At 71.1% G+C, this 15,882-nt stretch carries 16 protein-coding genes; 5 read left to right on the top strand and 11 right to left on the bottom strand.

The annotated features are described in order from the left end of the window. Positions 1–407 precede the first annotated feature (407 nt). Both tyrS and ABZ883_RS32175 read right to left on the bottom strand, forming a co-directional pair. Positions 408–1,673 (bottom strand): tyrosine--tRNA ligase, encoded by a 1,266-nt coding sequence (gene tyrS / locus ABZ883_RS32180; protein ID WP_360912440.1) that lies wholly within the window; start codon positions 1,671–1,673, stop codon positions 408–410. Between the two features lie 65 nt (positions 1,674–1,738). Beyond that, complete coding sequence (locus ABZ883_RS32175) at positions 1,739–2,416, bottom strand: DNA-3-methyladenine glycosylase (protein WP_360912438.1); 678 nt, start codon at positions 2,414–2,416, stop codon at positions 1,739–1,741. An 84-nt stretch (positions 2,417–2,500) separates the two neighbouring features. On the opposite strand from ABZ883_RS32175, the gene ABZ883_RS32170 reads away from it, so the two are divergent. The 3 genes from ABZ883_RS32170 to ABZ883_RS32160 all read left to right on the top strand — a co-directional run bounded on the left by ABZ883_RS32170 (position 2,501) and on the right by ABZ883_RS32160 (position 4,752). Continuing rightward, positions 2,501–3,283 carry a sporulation protein gene (locus ABZ883_RS32170; RefSeq protein ID WP_360912436.1) on the top strand — a complete coding sequence of 261 codons (783 nt, stop codon included), beginning with the start codon at positions 2,501–2,503 and terminating at the stop codon, positions 3,281–3,283. A 43-nt stretch (positions 3,284–3,326) separates the two neighbouring features. Continuing rightward, a complete protein-coding gene (locus tag ABZ883_RS32165; protein WP_360912434.1) occupies positions 3,327–3,863 on the top strand; it encodes a YbhB/YbcL family Raf kinase inhibitor-like protein in 537 nt (178 codons plus the stop codon). 385 nt (positions 3,864–4,248) lie between these two features. Next, positions 4,249–4,752, top strand: a complete 504-nt coding sequence (locus ABZ883_RS32160; protein ID WP_360912432.1) for an HNH endonuclease — start codon at positions 4,249–4,251, stop codon at positions 4,750–4,752. 24 nt (positions 4,753–4,776) lie between these two features. On the opposite strand, the gene ABZ883_RS32155 is transcribed toward ABZ883_RS32160, so the two are convergent. The 4 genes from ABZ883_RS32155 to ABZ883_RS32140 form a co-directional block, all read right to left on the bottom strand. Continuing rightward, positions 4,777–5,544 carry a sulfite exporter TauE/SafE family protein gene (locus tag ABZ883_RS32155; RefSeq protein WP_360912430.1) on the bottom strand — a complete coding sequence of 256 codons (768 nt, stop codon included), beginning with the start codon at positions 5,542–5,544 and terminating at the stop codon, positions 4,777–4,779. A 97-nt stretch (positions 5,545–5,641) separates the two neighbouring features. Continuing rightward, a complete protein-coding gene (locus ABZ883_RS32150; protein ID WP_360912428.1) occupies positions 5,642–6,586 on the bottom strand; it encodes an SPFH domain-containing protein in 945 nt (314 codons plus the stop codon). Between the two features lie 128 nt (positions 6,587–6,714). Further along, entirely contained in the window at positions 6,715–7,125 is a 411-nt protein-coding gene (locus ABZ883_RS32145) for an NfeD family protein (RefSeq protein ID WP_360912457.1), read from the bottom strand. 76 nt (positions 7,126–7,201) lie between these two features. Then, positions 7,202–7,993, bottom strand: a complete 792-nt coding sequence (locus ABZ883_RS32140) for an ABC transporter ATP-binding protein (RefSeq protein WP_360912426.1) — start codon at positions 7,991–7,993, stop codon at positions 7,202–7,204. Between the two features lie 115 nt (positions 7,994–8,108). Between ABZ883_RS32140 and ABZ883_RS32135 the strand changes: the two genes are divergently transcribed. Continuing rightward, positions 8,109–8,906 (top strand): hypothetical protein, encoded by a 798-nt coding sequence (locus ABZ883_RS32135; RefSeq protein WP_360912424.1) that lies wholly within the window; start codon positions 8,109–8,111, stop codon positions 8,904–8,906. A 68-nt stretch (positions 8,907–8,974) separates the two neighbouring features. On the opposite strand, the gene ABZ883_RS32130 is transcribed toward ABZ883_RS32135, so the two are convergent. From ABZ883_RS32130 to ABZ883_RS32115, 4 genes are all read right to left on the bottom strand, one after another. Beyond that, positions 8,975–9,214: a chaplin gene (locus ABZ883_RS32130; RefSeq protein ID WP_360912422.1), complete on the bottom strand. Its 240-nt coding sequence runs from the start codon at positions 9,212–9,214 to the stop codon at positions 8,975–8,977. Between the two features lie 232 nt (positions 9,215–9,446). Then, positions 9,447–9,698: a chaplin gene (locus tag ABZ883_RS32125; RefSeq protein ID WP_360912420.1), complete on the bottom strand. Its 252-nt coding sequence runs from the start codon at positions 9,696–9,698 to the stop codon at positions 9,447–9,449. 204 nt (positions 9,699–9,902) lie between these two features. Then, entirely contained in the window at positions 9,903–10,556 is a 654-nt protein-coding gene (locus tag ABZ883_RS32120; RefSeq protein ID WP_360912455.1) for a response regulator transcription factor, read from the bottom strand. A 37-nt stretch (positions 10,557–10,593) separates the two neighbouring features. Next, a complete protein-coding gene (locus ABZ883_RS32115; RefSeq protein WP_360912418.1) occupies positions 10,594–11,745 on the bottom strand; it encodes a GAF domain-containing sensor histidine kinase in 1,152 nt (383 codons plus the stop codon). Between the two features lie 465 nt (positions 11,746–12,210). Between ABZ883_RS32115 and ABZ883_RS32110 the strand changes: the two genes are divergently transcribed. Beyond that, positions 12,211–12,999, top strand: a complete 789-nt coding sequence (locus tag ABZ883_RS32110) for a transglycosylase SLT domain-containing protein (RefSeq protein WP_360912416.1) — start codon at positions 12,211–12,213, stop codon at positions 12,997–12,999. 102 nt (positions 13,000–13,101) lie between these two features. On the opposite strand, the gene ABZ883_RS32105 is transcribed toward ABZ883_RS32110, so the two are convergent. Further along, positions 13,102–15,693 (bottom strand): FHA domain-containing protein, encoded by a 2,592-nt coding sequence (locus ABZ883_RS32105; protein ID WP_360912414.1) that lies wholly within the window; start codon positions 15,691–15,693, stop codon positions 13,102–13,104. Between the last annotated feature and the right edge of the window lie 189 nt (positions 15,694–15,882).

Genomic DNA, 15,882 nt, shown 5'->3' with positions numbered 1-15,882 from the left:
GTTGACTTTTGGCACGCTGTTGAGTTCTCAAGGAACGGAAGCTTCCTTCGAGACCGTTTCACCGGCCCCTCCGGGCTTTCCCTTCGTTGTCTCCAGCTTAGCAGATCCGATTTCCTTCTCTGCCACCCTCTGGAGGGGGTTTCGCCTTGGCGTTTCCGCCCCGGCACATTCACTACGTTAGCGGATTCCTTCGCGCTTTGCGAATTCAGCCGATTCCTCGATTCGGGCGCACGAAAATGCATCCGAATCTTCGGAAGAGTGTCGACGTAGTGGATGGCCGCCGATCGGAGGATCCGGACGAACCGGACGCACCGTCTCAAGCGGCTTGGGCTACGTTACGCAGGAGCGGCGGCAGAGTCAAGCTCCGCCGCCGCTCAAACGTCGAAAATCAGCCGACGCCGACAACGTCAGCCGGCGACCACCTCGACCGCCGCGAGGCTCTTCTTGCCGCGCCGCAGGACGAGCCAGCGGCCGTGCAGCAGATCGTCCGCCCCGGGAGCGGCGTCCTCGTCGGTCACCTTGGCGTTGTTCACGTAGGCGCCGCCCTCCCGGATGGTGCGGCGGGCTGCGGACTTGCTGGCGACGAGCTCGACCTCGGCGAAGAGGTCGGCGACCGGGGCCAGCTCGGAGACCTTGGCGTGGGGCAGTTCGCCGAGTGCCGCGGCGAGTGTCCGCTCGTCGAGCTCGCCGAGTTCGCCCTGGCCGAAAAGAGCCTTGGAGGCGGCGATGACGGCGGCGCACTGCTCGGCGCCGTGGACCAGGGTGGTGAGTTCCTCGGCCAGGGCGCGCTGGGCCGCGCGGGCCTGCGGGCGCTCCTCGGTCTGCCGCTCCAGCTCCTCGATCTCGTCCTGCGACCGGAAGCTGAAGATGCGCAGGAACTTGGACACGTCGCGGTCGTCCGCGTTGAGCCAGAACTGGTAGAAGGCGTACGGCGTGGTCATGTCGGGGTCGAGCCAGACCGTGCCCGACTCCGTCTTGCCGAACTTGGTGCCGTCGGCCTTGGTGATCAGCGGCGTGGCGAGAGCGTGCACAGAGGTGCCCTCGACGCGGCCGATGAGGTCGATGCCGGCGGTGAGGTTGCCCCACTGGTCGCTGCCACCGGTCTGCAGGGTGCAGCCGTACCGGCGGTGGAGCTCCAGGAAGTCCATGCCCTGCAGGATCTGGTAGCTGAACTCCGTGTAGCTGATGCCGGCCTCGGAGTTGAGGCGGCGGGCGACCGCCTCCTTGGCGATCATCTTGTTGACCCGGAAGTACTTGCCCACGTCCCGCAGGAACTCGATGGCGGACAGGCCCGCGGTCCAGTCGAGGTTGTTCACCATCACGGCGGCGTTCTCGCCCTCGAAGGAGAGGAAGGGCTCGATCTGGGCGCGGATCCGCTCGACCCACCCGGCGACGACGTCCGCGTCGTTCAGTGTCCGCTCGGCGGTGGGCTTGGGGTCACCGATGAGTCCGGTGGCACCGCCGACGAGGGCGAGCGGCCGGTTGCCGGCGAGCTGGAGCCGCCGGATGGTGAGGATCTGCACCAGGTTGCCGAGATGCAGACTGGGCGCCGTCGGGTCGAAGCCGCAATAGACCGTGACCGGGCCGTCCGCGAACGCCTTGCGCAGTGCGTCCTCGTCGGTGGAAACGGCGATCAGCCCTCGCCACCGCAGCTCGTCGACGATGTCCGTCACGGTTCTCGTGTCTCCTTGGAGTCGGTCGGTGCCTCGTACCCGTTGCGTACGGAGTCTTACCGAGACTACGCGTTCCGCTCGACTCCTTTTGCGCCTCCCTGTGCGCGGCGGCGCGGTGTGTGGGCGCGGTAGGGACTGACGGTGGGGTCCCCGTCGATGTAGAAGCGCCAGGGGTGGGCCGCTCCCTCCCCGCCGACGCCGGTACGCGGGCCGCTGAGCACGGACGCGCGGTCGGCGGGGGTGCCGGCCAGGACGCGGAAGGGGGAGGCCCCGGGGTCGTCCGGGCAGACGTCGGCGCCGTTGAGGGTGCGGTCGACGTCCAGGGCGGTGGCCAGGCGGGCGGGCCCTTGGGCGAGGTCGTGGGGGCGCCGGGAGCTGACCCTGCGCGTGCGGGCGAGTTCGGCTCCCTCGAGGATCTCACCGCCGCGCAGCAGGATTCCGCTGGGGTTGCCGCCGGGGCCGCAGACGATGTTCAAGCAGTGCCACATACCGTAGGTGAAGTAGACGTACGCGTGACCGGGCGGTCCGAACATCACGGCGTTGCGGTCGGTGCGCCCCCGGTAGGCGTGGGAGCCGGGGTCGGCGGGGCCGGCGTAGGCCTCGACCTCGGTGAGGCGGAGCGCGATGGGACCGTCGTCCGTCGTGCGTACCAGGATGCGCCCCAGGAGGTCGGGGGCGACCTCCAGCACCGGGCGGTCGAAGAAGGACCGGTGCAGGGGGATGCTTTCGGGAGCCGCGATCATGCGGTACGAGAGTAATGGAACCGTTCGGGGTGGGGCCGCGTTCGTAAGGACCGAGGCAACCGCCAGTAAAGGGAGAGGGACATCGTGGGCTTCAAGAAGCTGCTTGCGAGCTTGGGTGCCGGGGGCGCGTCGGTCGAGACCGTGCTGAGCGAGCCGAATGTGGTGCCGGGCGGTGTGGTCCAGGGCGAGGTGCGCATCCAGGGCGGCTCGGTCCCGCAGCGCATCGAGGGACTGTCGGTCGGCCTGCAGGCCCGGGTCGAGGTCGAGGGGCAGGACGCCGAGTACAAGCAGGACATCGAGTTCCACCGGCAGCAGCTGGGCGGCGCCTTCGAGGTGCAGCCGGGTGCGGTGCACGTGGTGCCGTTCGGGCTGGAGATCCCGTGGGAGACCCCCATCACGACCTTCCTCGGCCGTCACCTGACGGGGATGAACGTCGGTGTGACGACGGAGCTGGCGATCGCCCGCGCCGTGGACTCCAGTGACCTGGACCCGATCAACGTGCACCCGGTGCCCGCGCAGCAGGCGCTGCTCGACGCGTTCGGCCGGCTGGGCTTCTCCTTCAAGAACGCGGACCTGGAGCGGGGCCACATCCGCGGCACCCGGCAGCGCCTGCCGTTCTACCAGGAGATCGAGTTCTTCGCGCCGCAGCAGTACCGCGGCATGACCCAGGTGGAGCTGAGCTTCATCGCCGACGGCCACGAGATGGACGTCGTCCTGGAGATGGACAAGAAGCCGGGCCTGTTCAGCGAGGGCAGCGACGCGTACCGCTCGTTCACCATGGAACTCAACAACTTCCAGGCCACCGACTGGGCGTCGTACCTGAACCAGTGGCTGGCCGAGGTCGGCGGGAAGCGCAACTGGTTCTAGGATCGGCCGGGGACAGCGCTTTCGCGATCAGGAGGTACCCGAGGTGACCGAGCAGAATCGGCGACCGCTCCCCCATGACTTCCACCCGCCGGTGCCGTCGTTCACGGTCGTGAGCGACGACATCGAGCCCGGTGGCACGCTGAAGGACGACCAGGTCCACGCCGAGGGGAACCTCTCGCCGCACCTGCGGTGGGAGGGCTTCCCCGAGGGGACCCGCAGCTTCGCGGTGACCTGCTACGACCCGGACGCGCCCACGGGCAGCGGCTTTTGGCACTGGGTGCTCTTCGACATCCCGGCGTCCGTCACGGAGCTGCCGGCCAGTGCCGGCAGCGACGGCTTCAAGGGGCTGCCCGAGGGCGCGGTGCACGTCCGCAACGACTACGGCACCCGGGACTTCGGCGGTGCCGCCCCGCCGCCCGGGGACGGGTCCCACCGCTATGTGTTCACGGTGTACGCGGTGGACCAGGAGAAGCTGGGCCCGGACGCCGATGTGTCGCCCGCGGTCGTCGGCTTCAACCTGCGCTTCCACGCGCTGGCCCGCGCCCATGTGATCGGCGAGTACGAGAACCCGGGGGCGTAGTCCCCCGCGGTCGGTAATTCCGTTGCGCCCCGGGGCTCCCGCACGCACAGTGGTGTCTGCCTGGTGACCCAACCGTCACCGGGGGTCGGCACCGCAGTGGCGGGGGCGGCGGGGCGTTGCGCTGTGCGGTTCTCGCCGCGCGACATGCCAGCTGTTCGCCGGAGTCCGGTCATGCGCCCGGGCGTCCGCGCCGACTGCCGCGCCCCGGGCGCCCGCGTTCCCCACGGGGGGCGGGCGCCGCGGGGTGGCGGGCGGTGGCCGTTTCGTTTCCCGTTTCCTCCTGTTCGCTTTGACGTGCGGAAATTGCGTTGTCCGCACGGGTATGGCCCGGTCACAGTGGAGCCACTTCGCCACACGGCGAGGACGGACCAGAGGGGTGGGCGAAATGCGGGAGACGCTGGTACTGAACGCGACCTTCGAGCCGCTGTCGACGGTGTCGCTGCGGCGGGCGGTCGTGCTCGTGATGCAGGACAAGGCCGTGGTCGAGCAGGCCCACCCCGGTCTGCGCATCCGTGCGGCTGCCGTGGAGGTGCCGGTGCCGCAGGTGATCCGGCTCTGCCGGTACGTGAGGGTGCCCTTCCGACAACGGGCCGCCTGGTCGCGGCGGGGGGTGCTGGTGCGGGACCGTCACCGGTGCGCCTACTGCGGCCGGCGGGCGACAACGGTGGACCACGTCCTGCCGCGGTCGCGCGGGGGCGGGGACACATGGCTGAACACGGTGGCGTCCTGCGCCGAGGACAACCACCGCAAGGCGGACCGGACTCCGGAGCAGGCGGGGATGCGGCTGCTGACGCAGCCGTTCGAGCCGACGCCGGCGGACGCGCTGCTGCTGGCGCTGGGCCTGAAGGACCGTGAAAACGTGCCGGAGTGGCTCGCGCTCCCGGCGTGACCGGCGTGCGGGGCGGTCGTCCGGCTACTTGACGAGCAGCTGGACGATCGCCGCGACGCCGACGACGACGATGACGCCACGCAGCGCGGTGGGCGGCAGCCGGCGGCCGATGCGGGCGCCGATGACGCCGCCGAGGGCGGCGCCGGCGGCGATGAGGCCGACCGCGGCCCAGTCGAAGTCGGCGACGAAGAGGAAGAAGACGGCCGCGACGCTGTTCACTATCAGCGCGAGGACGTTCTTGGCCGCGTTGACGCGCTGCCAGCTCTCGTCGAGCAGGACGCCCATGAGGGACAGGTAGATGACGCCCTGGGCGGCGCCGAAGTAGCCCCCGTAGACGCTGGCGACGAGCAGTCCGAGCGGCAGCAGCGCACCGCCGTGCTCGGGCGCCTGGGTGCCGTTGCCGGCCCGGCGGGCCTGGAAGGCGCGGGAGAGCCGGGGCTGGACGACGACGAGCACCAGGGCCACGCCGATGAGGATCGGGACGATGGTGTCGAAGGCCGTCGAGGGCAGGGCCAGCAGCAGTGCGGCTCCGGCCAGTCCGCCGCACAGGGCCGCGGCGGCGAAGCGCAGCAGGCGGGTCCGCTGGCCGCGCAGTTCGCGCCGGTAGCCGATGGCGCCGCTGAGCGAGCCGGGGACCAGGCCCAGGGTGTTGGACACGTTGGCGGTGACGGGCGGCAGGCCCACGGCGAGCAGGACCGGGAAGGTGATCAGCGTTCCCGATCCCACGACGGTGTTGATCGTGCCGGCGGCAATGCCGGCCGCCAGGACGGCCAGGGATTCCCAGAGCGACATCTGCGGCCTCCATGATCGGTGCGGCTCCTCGCCGCCGCCGGGGCCGGGAGGAGCGCACGGATCATGTCACAGGCGGGGCGGCGCGCCGGACGGCGCTTCAGTCCTTGTCGAGCCGGGGGGTCTCGCGGCGGGGGCCGCCCTCGCCGCCCGGACCGCCGCCGGCGCCGGGGGCGCCGGGCAGGTTGACGATGCCGCCGAGGCCCTTGAGCGCGTCGTTGAGCTCGCTGGGGATGATCCAGAGCTTGTTGGACTCGCCCTCGGCGATCTTGGGGAGCATCTGCAGGTACTGGTAGGCGAGCAGCTTCTGGTCGGGGTCGCCCTCGTGGATGGACTCGAAGACCGTGCGGATGGCCTGGGCCTCGCCCTCCGCCCGCAGGGCCGCGGCCTTGGACTCGCCCTCCGCGCGCAGGATCGCGGACTGCTTCTCGCCCTCGGCGGTCAGGATTTGGGACTGCCGGATGCCTTCGGCGGTGAGGATGGCGGCGCGCTTGTCGCGGTCGGCGCGCATCTGCTTCTCCATCGAGTCCTGGATGGAGGTGGGCGGCTCGATCGCCTTCAGCTCCACGCGGTTGACGCGGATGCCCCACTTGCCGGTGGCCTCGTCCAGGACGCCGCGCAGGGCCGCGTTGATCTCCTCGCGCGAGGTCAGGGTCCGTTCGAGGTCCATGCCGCCGATGATGTTGCGCAGCGTGGTGACGGTGAGCTGCTCGATGGCCTGGATGTAGCTGGCGACCTCGTAGGTGGCGGCCCGCGCGTCGGTCACCTGGTAGTAGATGACCGTGTCGATGTTGACGACCAGGTTGTCCTGGGTGATCACCGGCTGCGGCGGGAAGGGCACGACCTGCTCGCGGAGGTCGATGCGGTTGCGGATGGTGTCGATGAACGGCACCACGATGTTGAGGCCGGCGCTCAGCGTCCGGGTGTACCGCCCGAAGCGCTCCACGATGGCGGCGCTGGCCTGCGGGATGACCTGGACCGTCTTGATGAGCGCGATGAAGACGAGCACCACCAGGATGATCAGGACGATGATGATCGGCTGCACGTCCACTCCCACGCCGTTTGCTGCTGACTGTCAGTACGAAGACATGATCAAGTCTGGCAGACCCCTGCGGGAGGCGGGCCGGGTTCGGCGAATTCCCGTTCCGGATCCGGTGCGGGGATCGGGCCGGATCAGATCACGACGGCCGTCGCGCCCTCGATCTCGACGACGTCCACACTCTCGCCCGGATCGAAGTGGCGGCCGGAGTCGAGGGCCCGGGCGGACCAGACTTCGCCGTTGAGCTTGATGCGGCCGCCCTGTCCGTCGACCCTTTCCAGGACGACGGCCTGGCGGCCCTTGAGCGCGTCGATGCCGCTGCGCAGTTCCGGCCGTTGCGCGCGGCTGCGGTTGGCGAGCGGACGCACCACGGCGATGCCCGCGACCGAGACGATCACGAAGATCAGCACCTGCGGTGTGATGCCCAGGCCGAGGCCCGCCGCGACGGCGGCGGCGACGGCACCGACCGCGAACATCCCGAACTCGGGCATCGCGGTCACCACGAGCGGAATACCCAGCCCCACGGCGGCGATGAGCCACCACAACCAGTCGTCCACGGGTCCATCGTAGGGGCCGGAGTGGATCTGTGACAGGGTGCGACGGCTCTCCCCCGGACCGGTCCTACTTCAGGGGCAGGCCGTTGGCGGTCCAGCGGTCGCCGCGGCGCTCGACGACGAGCGGCAGGCCGAAGCAGAGGGACAGATTGCGGGAGTTCAGCTCGGTCTCCATGGGGCCGGCCGCCACGACCTTGCCCTGACGGATCATCAGGACGTGGGTGAAGCCGGGGGCGATCTCCTCGACGTGGTGGGTGACCATGATCATGGAGGGCGCGATCGGGTCGCGCGCGAGCCGGCCGAGCCGGCGCACCAGGTCCTCGCGGCCGCCCAGGTCGAGGCCGGCGGCCGGCTCGTCGAGGAGCAGCAGCTCGGGGTCGGTCATCATGGCGCGGGCGATCAGGGTGCGCTTGCGCTCGCCCTCCGAAAGGGTGCCGAACCTGCGATCGAGGTAGTCGCTCATGCCCAGGCGGTCCAGGAAGGCGCGGGCCCGGTCCTCGTCGACCTGCTCGTAGCTCTCCTGCCAGTGGGCGGTCATGCCGTAGGCGGCGGTGAGCACGGTCTCCAGGACGGTCTGCTTGCGGGGCAGCTTCTCGGCCAGGGCGACGCCGGCGATGCCGATGCGGGGCCGCAGTTCGAAGACGTCGACGCTGCCCATCTTCTCGCCGAGGATCTGGACGGTGCCCGAGGTCGGGAAGAGGTAGCTGGACGCGATGTTCAGCATGGTCGTCTTGCCGGCGCCGTTCGGGCCGAGGATCACCCAGCGCTCGCCCTCGGCGACCGACCAGGAGACCTGGTCCACCAGAGCCCGGCCGTCTCGGACCACGGATACGTCCACCAGCTCCAGAACATCGCTCATGAGCGCGTTGTCTCCCATTTCCCGATCGCATGTCTGCCGTCGCGGGCGCCTGTAGGCACCGCCCCCAGGGAAATCTACGCCACGGCCGCCCAGCCTCAGTCCTTAGGCTGGGGGGATGCTCGATGAACCTCGCTCAGGACGGTTGGCGGCTTGGGGTAATGCCCTGATTGCCGGACTTGCCGCACCGGACGACGCCGCTCAGGAAGTGATCGCGGGCGATTCGGCCCACCGGATGGCCGGGCTGCCCGGGGAGTCCGCCCCGGTGGGGCTCACTCTCGGTCTCGGCAGGCTGCGCGCCCTGGGGGTGACCGGGCTGCGGCTCGCGCTGCCGGTGCCGGGCCACCCGCTGGGGCTGAGCGGGCCCCCCGAGTTCAACGCGCGCGCGATGGCGGCCGGGGAGGCCGTCGTCGCGGTGGGCGGCCCCTCCATCGGCTTCGTGCCGGAGGTCACGGAGGTCGGCCCGCGCGGGGACGTGCACGTGGGGGTGGAGTGGCAGTGCCTGGAGGTACGGGATGCTCCCCCGGCGGACGTGCCCTCCCTCGGGGAGGCCGAGAGGGAGCTCGCGGAGGCCCTGCGGGACGCCACGGCGGCGCTGGCACGGCTGGACGTGGCCGGGGCCGGTCCGGCGGCCCAGGCGGCGCTGGAGGCCTACCGGGCGCGCGCCGAGCGCGGGCGCGAGGTGCTGGCGCCGGGCTATCCGCCGCGGGCGGTACGGGTGCTGGAACTGGCGCAGCGGGTCGGGGCACTGGTGGCCATCGCCACGGGTGCGCACACGGAGCACGGCGGGGCGGTGAGCGCCTCGGAGATCGCGGCACGGGCGGACCTGCTGCGGCCGGTGGAACGCACCGCGCGGCGGGCGCAGGTGGCGGCCTACAACGCGTTCGTGGAGGAGGCCGAGCGGCGGCGCGGCTGAGTCGCGCCTGCCCCGCCGGAACGCCGAAGGGCCCCGTGGACGGTGTCGTCCACGGGGCCCTCGCGGCGTCAGTCGTTGAAGCAGACGTTCCCGATGGCCGGGTTCAGGAGCCCGATGACGTCGATGGTGTTGCCGCAGACGTTGACCGGGATGTTCACCGGCACCTGGATCACGTTGCCGGACAGCACGCCGGGCGAGCCGACGGCCGCGCCGCCCGCGTGGGAGCCGGCGAACGCGGTGCCGGCGGTGCCGGCGGCGGCCGTACCGGCGGCGGCGATGACGAGGGCGGCCTTCTTGGCGCTGTTCATGAGAGCTGTTCCTCCTGTGATTCCGCGGTCCCAGGTCGCGGGGCCGCATTGTGGGAACGCGGCGACCGGGGCGGTGACACGGGCCCGCTGCCGGAAACCTCCGTACGGCGGAACTCGTGGGCGGGAACAGTCAGCAACGGGCAGTAATGAGCGGAAAATGAGACCGGCCCCGGAGGTGGTCCTCCAGGGCCGGCGGTCACTGCCGGACCGCGGCGGGGCCGCGGTCACATGGTCACTTGTTCATGCAGAAGTTCCCGATGGCCGGGTTGAGCACGCCGATCACGCTGATGGTGTTGCCGCAGACGTTGACCGGGATGTGCACCGGCACCTGGATCGTGTTGCCCGAGACCACGCCGGGGGAACCCTTCGCGACGCCGTTGGCGTGCGCGCCACCACCGGTGTGGGCGGAAGCGGCTCCGGCACCGACCAGGGCGATGCTTCCGGCGACCATGGTGACGGCGGCGACCTTGTGCAGGTTCTTCACTTTCTTGACCCTCCTTGCATGTGGTGCCGCGGCACTCGCCGCAGCACGCCATGAAGAACGGGGCAGGCGCGCCCAGGTTGCGCCATCCGGGCGACATACACCCGACGGTATGAATCTCAGTCCGGACGGTGACGATCGGCTTGTCCTACCGCTACCGCCGCGGTGGGAGACACGCCTCGGCGGCAGGACAGGCCGCCCTCCCGCTCAGGTGCCGATGCCGTGCCGCACGGCCCACAGGGCCGCCTGCGTGCGGTCGGACAGGTCGAGCTTCATCAGGATGTTCGAGACATGGGTCTTGACCGTCTTCTCCGACAGCACCAGGGCACGGGCGATCTCCCGGTTGGAGCGGCCCTCGGCGATCAGCGACAGCACCTCGCGCTCCCGTTCGGTGAGCGTGCCGCCGCGGCCCTGCCCCGATGCCGGCTCCTCCTGGGAGAGCAGTACGTCGGCGACCTCCGGCTGCAGCAGCACGTGCCCCGCGTGGACGGAGCGGATGGCGCCCGCCAGCGCGTCGGGGTCCACGTCCTTGTAGACGTACCCGGCCGCGCCGGCGCGCAGGGCGGGGACGACGGTGCGCTGCTCGGTGAAGCTGGTGACCACCAGCACCCGTGCCCTGCTGCCGGACTCGCGGAGGCGGCGCAGTGCCTCGATGCCGTCGGTGCCGGGCATCCTGATGTCCATCAGGATCACGTCGGGCGCGAGCTCCTCGGCGCGCCGCACGCCCTCGTCGCCGTCCGCCGCCTCGCCGACGACCTCGATGTCCGGCTGCACTTCGAGGAAGGTCCGCAGGCCCCGTCTGACGACCTGGTGGTCGTCGACCACCAGGACGCGGATCGCCCGGCCCTCCTCCGCCTCCAAGCCCTCCCCGAAGGCCGCCCGGCCGTCGCTGTCCGGATCACCCACCGGGCACCTCCATCTCGATCACGGTGCCCTTGCCGGGCGCCGACTCCACCGTCAGGGCGCCGCCGACCCCGTCGGCCCGGTCGCGCATCGAGACCAGGCCGAGGTGGCGCCCGGCCCGCCGTACCGCCGAGGGGTCGAAGCCGCGGCCGTCGTCGGTGATCCGGAGCACCGCTCCCCTGCCGCGGGCCTCCAGGCGCACGGTCACCGAGCTTGCCGCGGCATGGCGCAGCGCGTTGTGCATGGCCTCCTGGGCGACGCGCAGCACCGCCTCCTCCTGGGCGGCGGGCAGCGCCCGCACCTTGCCGTGGCTGAAGGAGACGCGCGCCGTGTGCGCCCGGCCGAGGAGCTGGGCCTGGGTGCGCAGGGTGGCCAGCAGCCCGTCCTCGTCCAGGGCCGCGGGGCGCAGCTCGACGACGACCGCGCGCAGTTCGTCGGCGGCCTCGGCGGCGAGCGCGGCGACCTGCCGCAGCTCCTCGCGGGCGCGGGCCGGGTCGCGGTCCACCAGTGCGGCGGCGGCCTGGGCGGTGAGCCGCAGCGAGAAGAGCTTCTGCGAGACGGCGTCGTGCAACTCGTGCGCGATGCGGGCGCGTTCGCCGGCGAGGGTCAGCTCGCGGCTGCGCTCGTACAGGCGGGCGTTGGTGAGGGCGATGGCGGCGTGCGCCGCCAGGGTGCGCAGCAGGTCCTCGTCCTCGCCGGTGAAGGCGCACCCGCCCCCGTCGGGCCGCGGGCCGCGTTTGTTGGCGAGGAAGAGGGCGCCGAGGACCTCGTCGCCGTCGACCACCGGCATGCCGAGGAAGTCGCTCATCTCGGGGTGGGCGGAGGGCCAGCCCCCGAAGCGCGGGTCGGTACGGACGTCGGCGAGCCGCTGCGGGCCGGCCTCGTGGAGCATCGCGGCCAGGATGCCGTGCTGGCGGGGCAGCGGGCCGATCGCCCGCCACTGCTCGTCGCTGACGCCGTCGACGACGAACTGCGCGAAGCCGCCGTGGTCGTCCGGCACGCCGAGCGCCGCGTATTCGGCGTCGAGCAGTTCACGGGCGGAGGCGACGATGGTCTGCAGGACCTCGCGCACCTCCAGGTGCCTGCTCATGGCGAGTACGGCCGCGCTCACCGCCTCGACACCGCGACGGGATGACCGGCTGTGCATGGCTTCACCGTACTGGCGGGGCGGGGGATCCGGGATCGGCCGCGGGACCGGCGGGTCCGGTCCCGCGGACCTAGGCCGAAATGCCCGTACGGCCGCCCTGCGGCGGCCGCCGGCGCACGAACGGGACGGGAGCGGCGGAACGCCCGGGAAACGGCCGGAGAACGGCGCACGCAGGGTGTCCGGATGGCGACACGACGTCACGGGCCTGTGAGGCACCGCATAGGACGTACGTCACGTCCGAAGGACGGTAGTAGATCGCGGGGCCACCGGACCGCCCGGAAGGGGGGCATGTGACGCCTCCGGGCAGCCGGCTGTCTACGACTTCGGGTAGTAATGCCGGGCTTTGCCCGGGAATTTCTCGCGGGCTAAGAATGCTCGGGTCGCTCCGCGCCGCGTTGGACACGTGGCGCCTCTCTTTGCCCCGTGCAGAGCGGAGCGCAGCCGAATGGAAGAGGTAACTCCCCCATGCAGCTCCCGACGATCCCGTCTTTCGACCGTCTGACCAGGGCCCACAAGTACTCCGCCGCGGGCATCGCCGCCGCCGGTGTGGGCGTCCTGGCGATCACCGGCGTGACCGGGAGTGCCGGTACGGCCCAGGCCGAGCAGGCCGCCGCCGTGAAGGCCGCCAAGGCTGCGAAGGCCGCGCACGCCGCACACGCCGCCCATGTGAACGCGGTGGCCGAGAAGCACGCCGCCCACGTCGCCCACCAGGCCGTGGTGCTCAAGAAGCACGCCCAGCACGTCGCCCAGGTCACCGCCAGGACCAAGGCGCACGCCCGGCACGTCGCCCATGTCGTCGCCGCGCGCAAGGCGCACGCCGAGCGCGTCGCCGCCGAGGCCCAGCAGCGCCGCGAGGAGCAGCAGGCCGCCAACCGCAGCCACGAGCGGCGGGCGCTGATACCCCAGCAGAAGCAGGCCGCCCCGCGTGCCGCGCAGGAGAGCACGGCCACCGCCGCGGCGGTGCCGAGCGGCAGCCCGCAGGAGATGGCGCGGCAGATGGTCGGCGACGCGCAGTTCCAGTGCTTCTCCAACATCGTGACCCGCGAGAGCGGCTGGAACCCGCAGGCGGTCAACCCCTCCTCCGGCGCGTACGGCCTGGTCCAGGCGCTGCCCGGTTCGAAGATGGCCTCGGCGGGCGCCGACTGGCGCACCAACGCGGCCACTCAGATCAGGTGGGGCCTGAACTACATGAACGAGCGCTACGGCAGCCCGTGCGGCGCGTGGTCGTTCTGGCAGGCGCACAACTGGTACTGATCCCGCGGGACGGGCACAGGACAGCACAAGGGCGGCGGATTCCCGGTCTGGGAATCCGCCGCCCTTGTGCGTGGCAGCGGCGTGTGCGGGAACGTGCGCGCCCTACTTGCGCATGACCTCGGGCTCGTGGCGCCGCAGCAGCCTCAGGACGAGGAAGCCGCACACCAGGCCGATGCCGAGCAGGATGCCCATGTCGGTGCCCCATTGTGCGGCCGAGTGCTCCCACAGCGGGTCGACGTTGTCCGGCTTGGCCAGGTCCCACGGCGGCATGACGTGGCCGAGGTCCAGCGTGGCTCCCGCGGCGCCGACCGCCCAGCGGGACGGCATCAGCCAGGCGACCTGCTCCAGGCCGACGGTGCCGAAGATCTGGAAGAGCACCCCGGTGAAGACGACCTGGACGATGGCGAACATGACCAGCAGCGGCATGGTCTTCTCCGCGGTCTTCACCAAGGAGGAGATGACCAGGCCGAACATCATCGAGGTGAAGCCCAGGCCGATGATCACCAGGGTGATCTCGGCGGCCGGGAAGCTCTTGACGATCAGCCCCTCGTCGGGGAGCTTGCGGACCGACAGGCCGATCGCGCAGATGATGACGCCCTGGAGGGCGCTGATGAGGCCGAGGACGAACACCTTGGAGAACAGGTACGCCGAGCGCGACAGGCCGGTGGCACGTTCCCGTTCGTAGATGACCCGTTCCTTGATCAGTTCACGCACCGAGTTGGCGGCGCCGGAGAAGCAGGCGCCCACGGCCAGGATCAGCAGGATTGTGCCGGCGTCGGGATTGAACTTGCCCGGCTGGTCGGCGGCCTTCAGGCCGAAGTCCGCCGGGATGACCACGCTCACCAGGCCGAGGACCGCCGGCAGGATCACCATCAGGCCCATGAAGCCCTTGTCGGAGGCGATCACCGACATGTAGCGCCGCACCAGGGTGACGAACTGCGATCCCCAGCTCTGCGGCTTGGGCGGCTTCGTCCGCTGCGGGGCCACGGGTACGGACTGCGGTGCGACCGCGTCCAGGTCGGCGGCGTACATCTGGTAGTGCTGGGAGCCGTGCCAGCGTCCGGACCAGTCGTAGTCGCGGTAGTTCTCGAAGGCGGAGAAGACGTCGGCCCAGGTGTCGTAGCCGAAGAAGTTCAGCGCCTCCTCGGGCGGCCCGAAGTACGCCACGGCGCCGCCGGGCGCCATCACCAGCAGCTTGTCGCACAGGGCCAGTTCGGCCACGGAGTGGGTGACCACGAGCACCGTGCGGCCGTCGTCGGCCAGGCCGCGCAGCAGCTTCATCACGTCGCGGTCCATGCCCGGGTCGAGGCCGGAGGTGGGCTCGTCCAGGAAGATCAGCGAGGGCTTGGTGAGCAGCTCCAGGGCGACCGAGACACGCTTGCGCTGGCCGCCGGAGAGCGAGGTGACGCGCTTGTCCGCGTGCACGTCGAGCTTCAGCTCGCGCAGCACCTCGTCGATGCGGGCCTCGCGCTCGGCGGCCTTGGTGTCGCCGGGGAAGCGGAGCTTGGCCGCGTAGCGCAGGGCTTTGCGGATCGTCAGCTCCTTGTGCAGGATGTCGTCCTGCGGGACCAGCCCGATGCGCTGCCGCAGCTCGGCGAACTGCTTGTACAGGTTGCGGCTGTCGTAGAGCACCTCCCCCTCGTCGGCCGGCCGGTAGCCGGTCAGCGCGCGCAGCAGCGTCGACTTGCCGGACCCGGAGGGGCCGATGACGGCGACGAGCGACTTCTCGGGGACGCCGAAGGAGACGTCGTTGAGGATCTTCTTGGTGCCGCTGCCCTGAGGGACGGTCACCGTGAGCCGGCGCGCGGAGAAGGAGATCTCGCCGGTGTCGACGAACTCCTCCAGCTGGTCGCCGACGAGCCGGAAGGTGGAGTGGCCGACGCCCACGATGTCGTTGGGGCCCAGCAGGTGACGCTGGATCGGCTGGCCGTTGACATAGGTGCCGTTGTGGCTGCCGAGGTCGACGATCTCGTAGCGGCCGTCCGGGTGGGCGCGGAACTCCGCGTGGAACCGGGAGACCTGGAGGTCGGAGACGACGAGGTCGTTCTCCAGGGCGCGGCCGATCTTCATCACGCGGCCGAGCACAAGGTGGTGGAAGGTGGTCGGGCTGCGGTCGCCGTAGACGGGCGGGGCCGACCCGATCCCGCCGGAGGGCCCCTGCGGGGCCGGGATGCGCGGCCGCGGCGCCTGGCCGCCGTGGGCGGGCTGCGGCACGTGCGGCTGCGAGCCGTTGCCGTTCCAGCCGTTCTGCGGCGCCGACGCGCCCCGTTCCGGCGCCTTCTGCACGGCGGGGCCCGACTGGCGGCCCTGCTGCGGCTGGGCGAGCGCGGTCTCGGCGCTGTAGATGTCGCCGCCCGCGGACCGGCCGCCGCTGAAGAGCAGTTGCGGGCCGTCGTTGGCGTTGCCGAGGTTGACGGTGGCACCGGCGGCGACCTCGTGGGCGTGGACACGCTGGCCCTGCACATAGGTGCCGTTCGTGCTGCCGAGGTCCTCCAGGACCCAACCGCCCTCCCCGCGCCGGATCGTGGCGTGCCGCCAGGAGACCCTGGCGTCGTCGAGGACCACGTCCGACTGCGGGTCCCGGCCGAGGCTGTACGACCGGGACGGATCAAGCGTCCAGGTGCGACCGTTCAGTTCCAGTACGAGTTCAGGCACCCCAAGCCCCACAAAGTCGTCCCCCGGGTTGTCCCCCATGAGGGGAGTCTAGGGACAGCGGGCACCGGGAGGAACTGTTCCCGGCACGACCGTCCGGTGGGAATCCCCTCCTGCCGCAACGATGTGGACGGGCTGCCGGGAATCCGTTGACGCCGCCGAAACACCACCGGAGAGTGGTAACCGCCCGGGAACCGTGCGGATCATGACGGACCGGGGCATGGGCATCGC

The organism is Streptomyces sp. NPDC046977, from assembly GCF_040644455.1.
Classification (GTDB): domain Bacteria; phylum Actinomycetota; class Actinomycetes; order Streptomycetales; family Streptomycetaceae; genus Actinacidiphila.
This window is presented reverse-complemented; position numbering and strand designations above follow the sequence as displayed.

Bases quoted from the DNA above. Each gene is read 5' to 3' on its own strand.
- ABZ883_RS32175 (WP_360912438.1), bottom strand. From the start codon at position 2,416: ATGATCGCGGCTCCCGAAAGCATCCCCCTGCACCGGTCCTTCTTCGAC.
- ABZ883_RS32160 (WP_360912432.1), top strand. From the start codon at position 4,249: ATGCGGGAGACGCTGGTACTGAACGCGACCTTCGAGCCGCTGTCGACG.
- ABZ883_RS32155 (WP_360912430.1), bottom strand. From the start codon at position 5,544: ATGTCGCTCTGGGAATCCCTGGCCGTCCTGGCGGCCGGCATTGCCGCC.
- ABZ883_RS32140 (WP_360912426.1), bottom strand. From the start codon at position 7,993: ATGAGCGATGTTCTGGAGCTGGTGGACGTATCCGTGGTCCGAGACGGC.
- ABZ883_RS32135 (WP_360912424.1), top strand. From the start codon at position 8,109: ATGCTCGATGAACCTCGCTCAGGACGGTTGGCGGCTTGGGGTAATGCC.
- ABZ883_RS32130 (WP_360912422.1), bottom strand. From the start codon at position 9,214: ATGAACAGCGCCAAGAAGGCCGCCCTCGTCATCGCCGCCGCCGGTACG.
- ABZ883_RS32115 (WP_360912418.1), bottom strand. From the start codon at position 11,745: ATGCACAGCCGGTCATCCCGTCGCGGTGTCGAGGCGGTGAGCGCGGCC.
- ABZ883_RS32110 (WP_360912416.1), top strand. From the start codon at position 12,211: ATGCAGCTCCCGACGATCCCGTCTTTCGACCGTCTGACCAGGGCCCAC.
- ABZ883_RS32105 (WP_360912414.1), bottom strand. From the start codon at position 15,693: ATGGGGGACAACCCGGGGGACGACTTTGTGGGGCTTGGGGTGCCTGAA.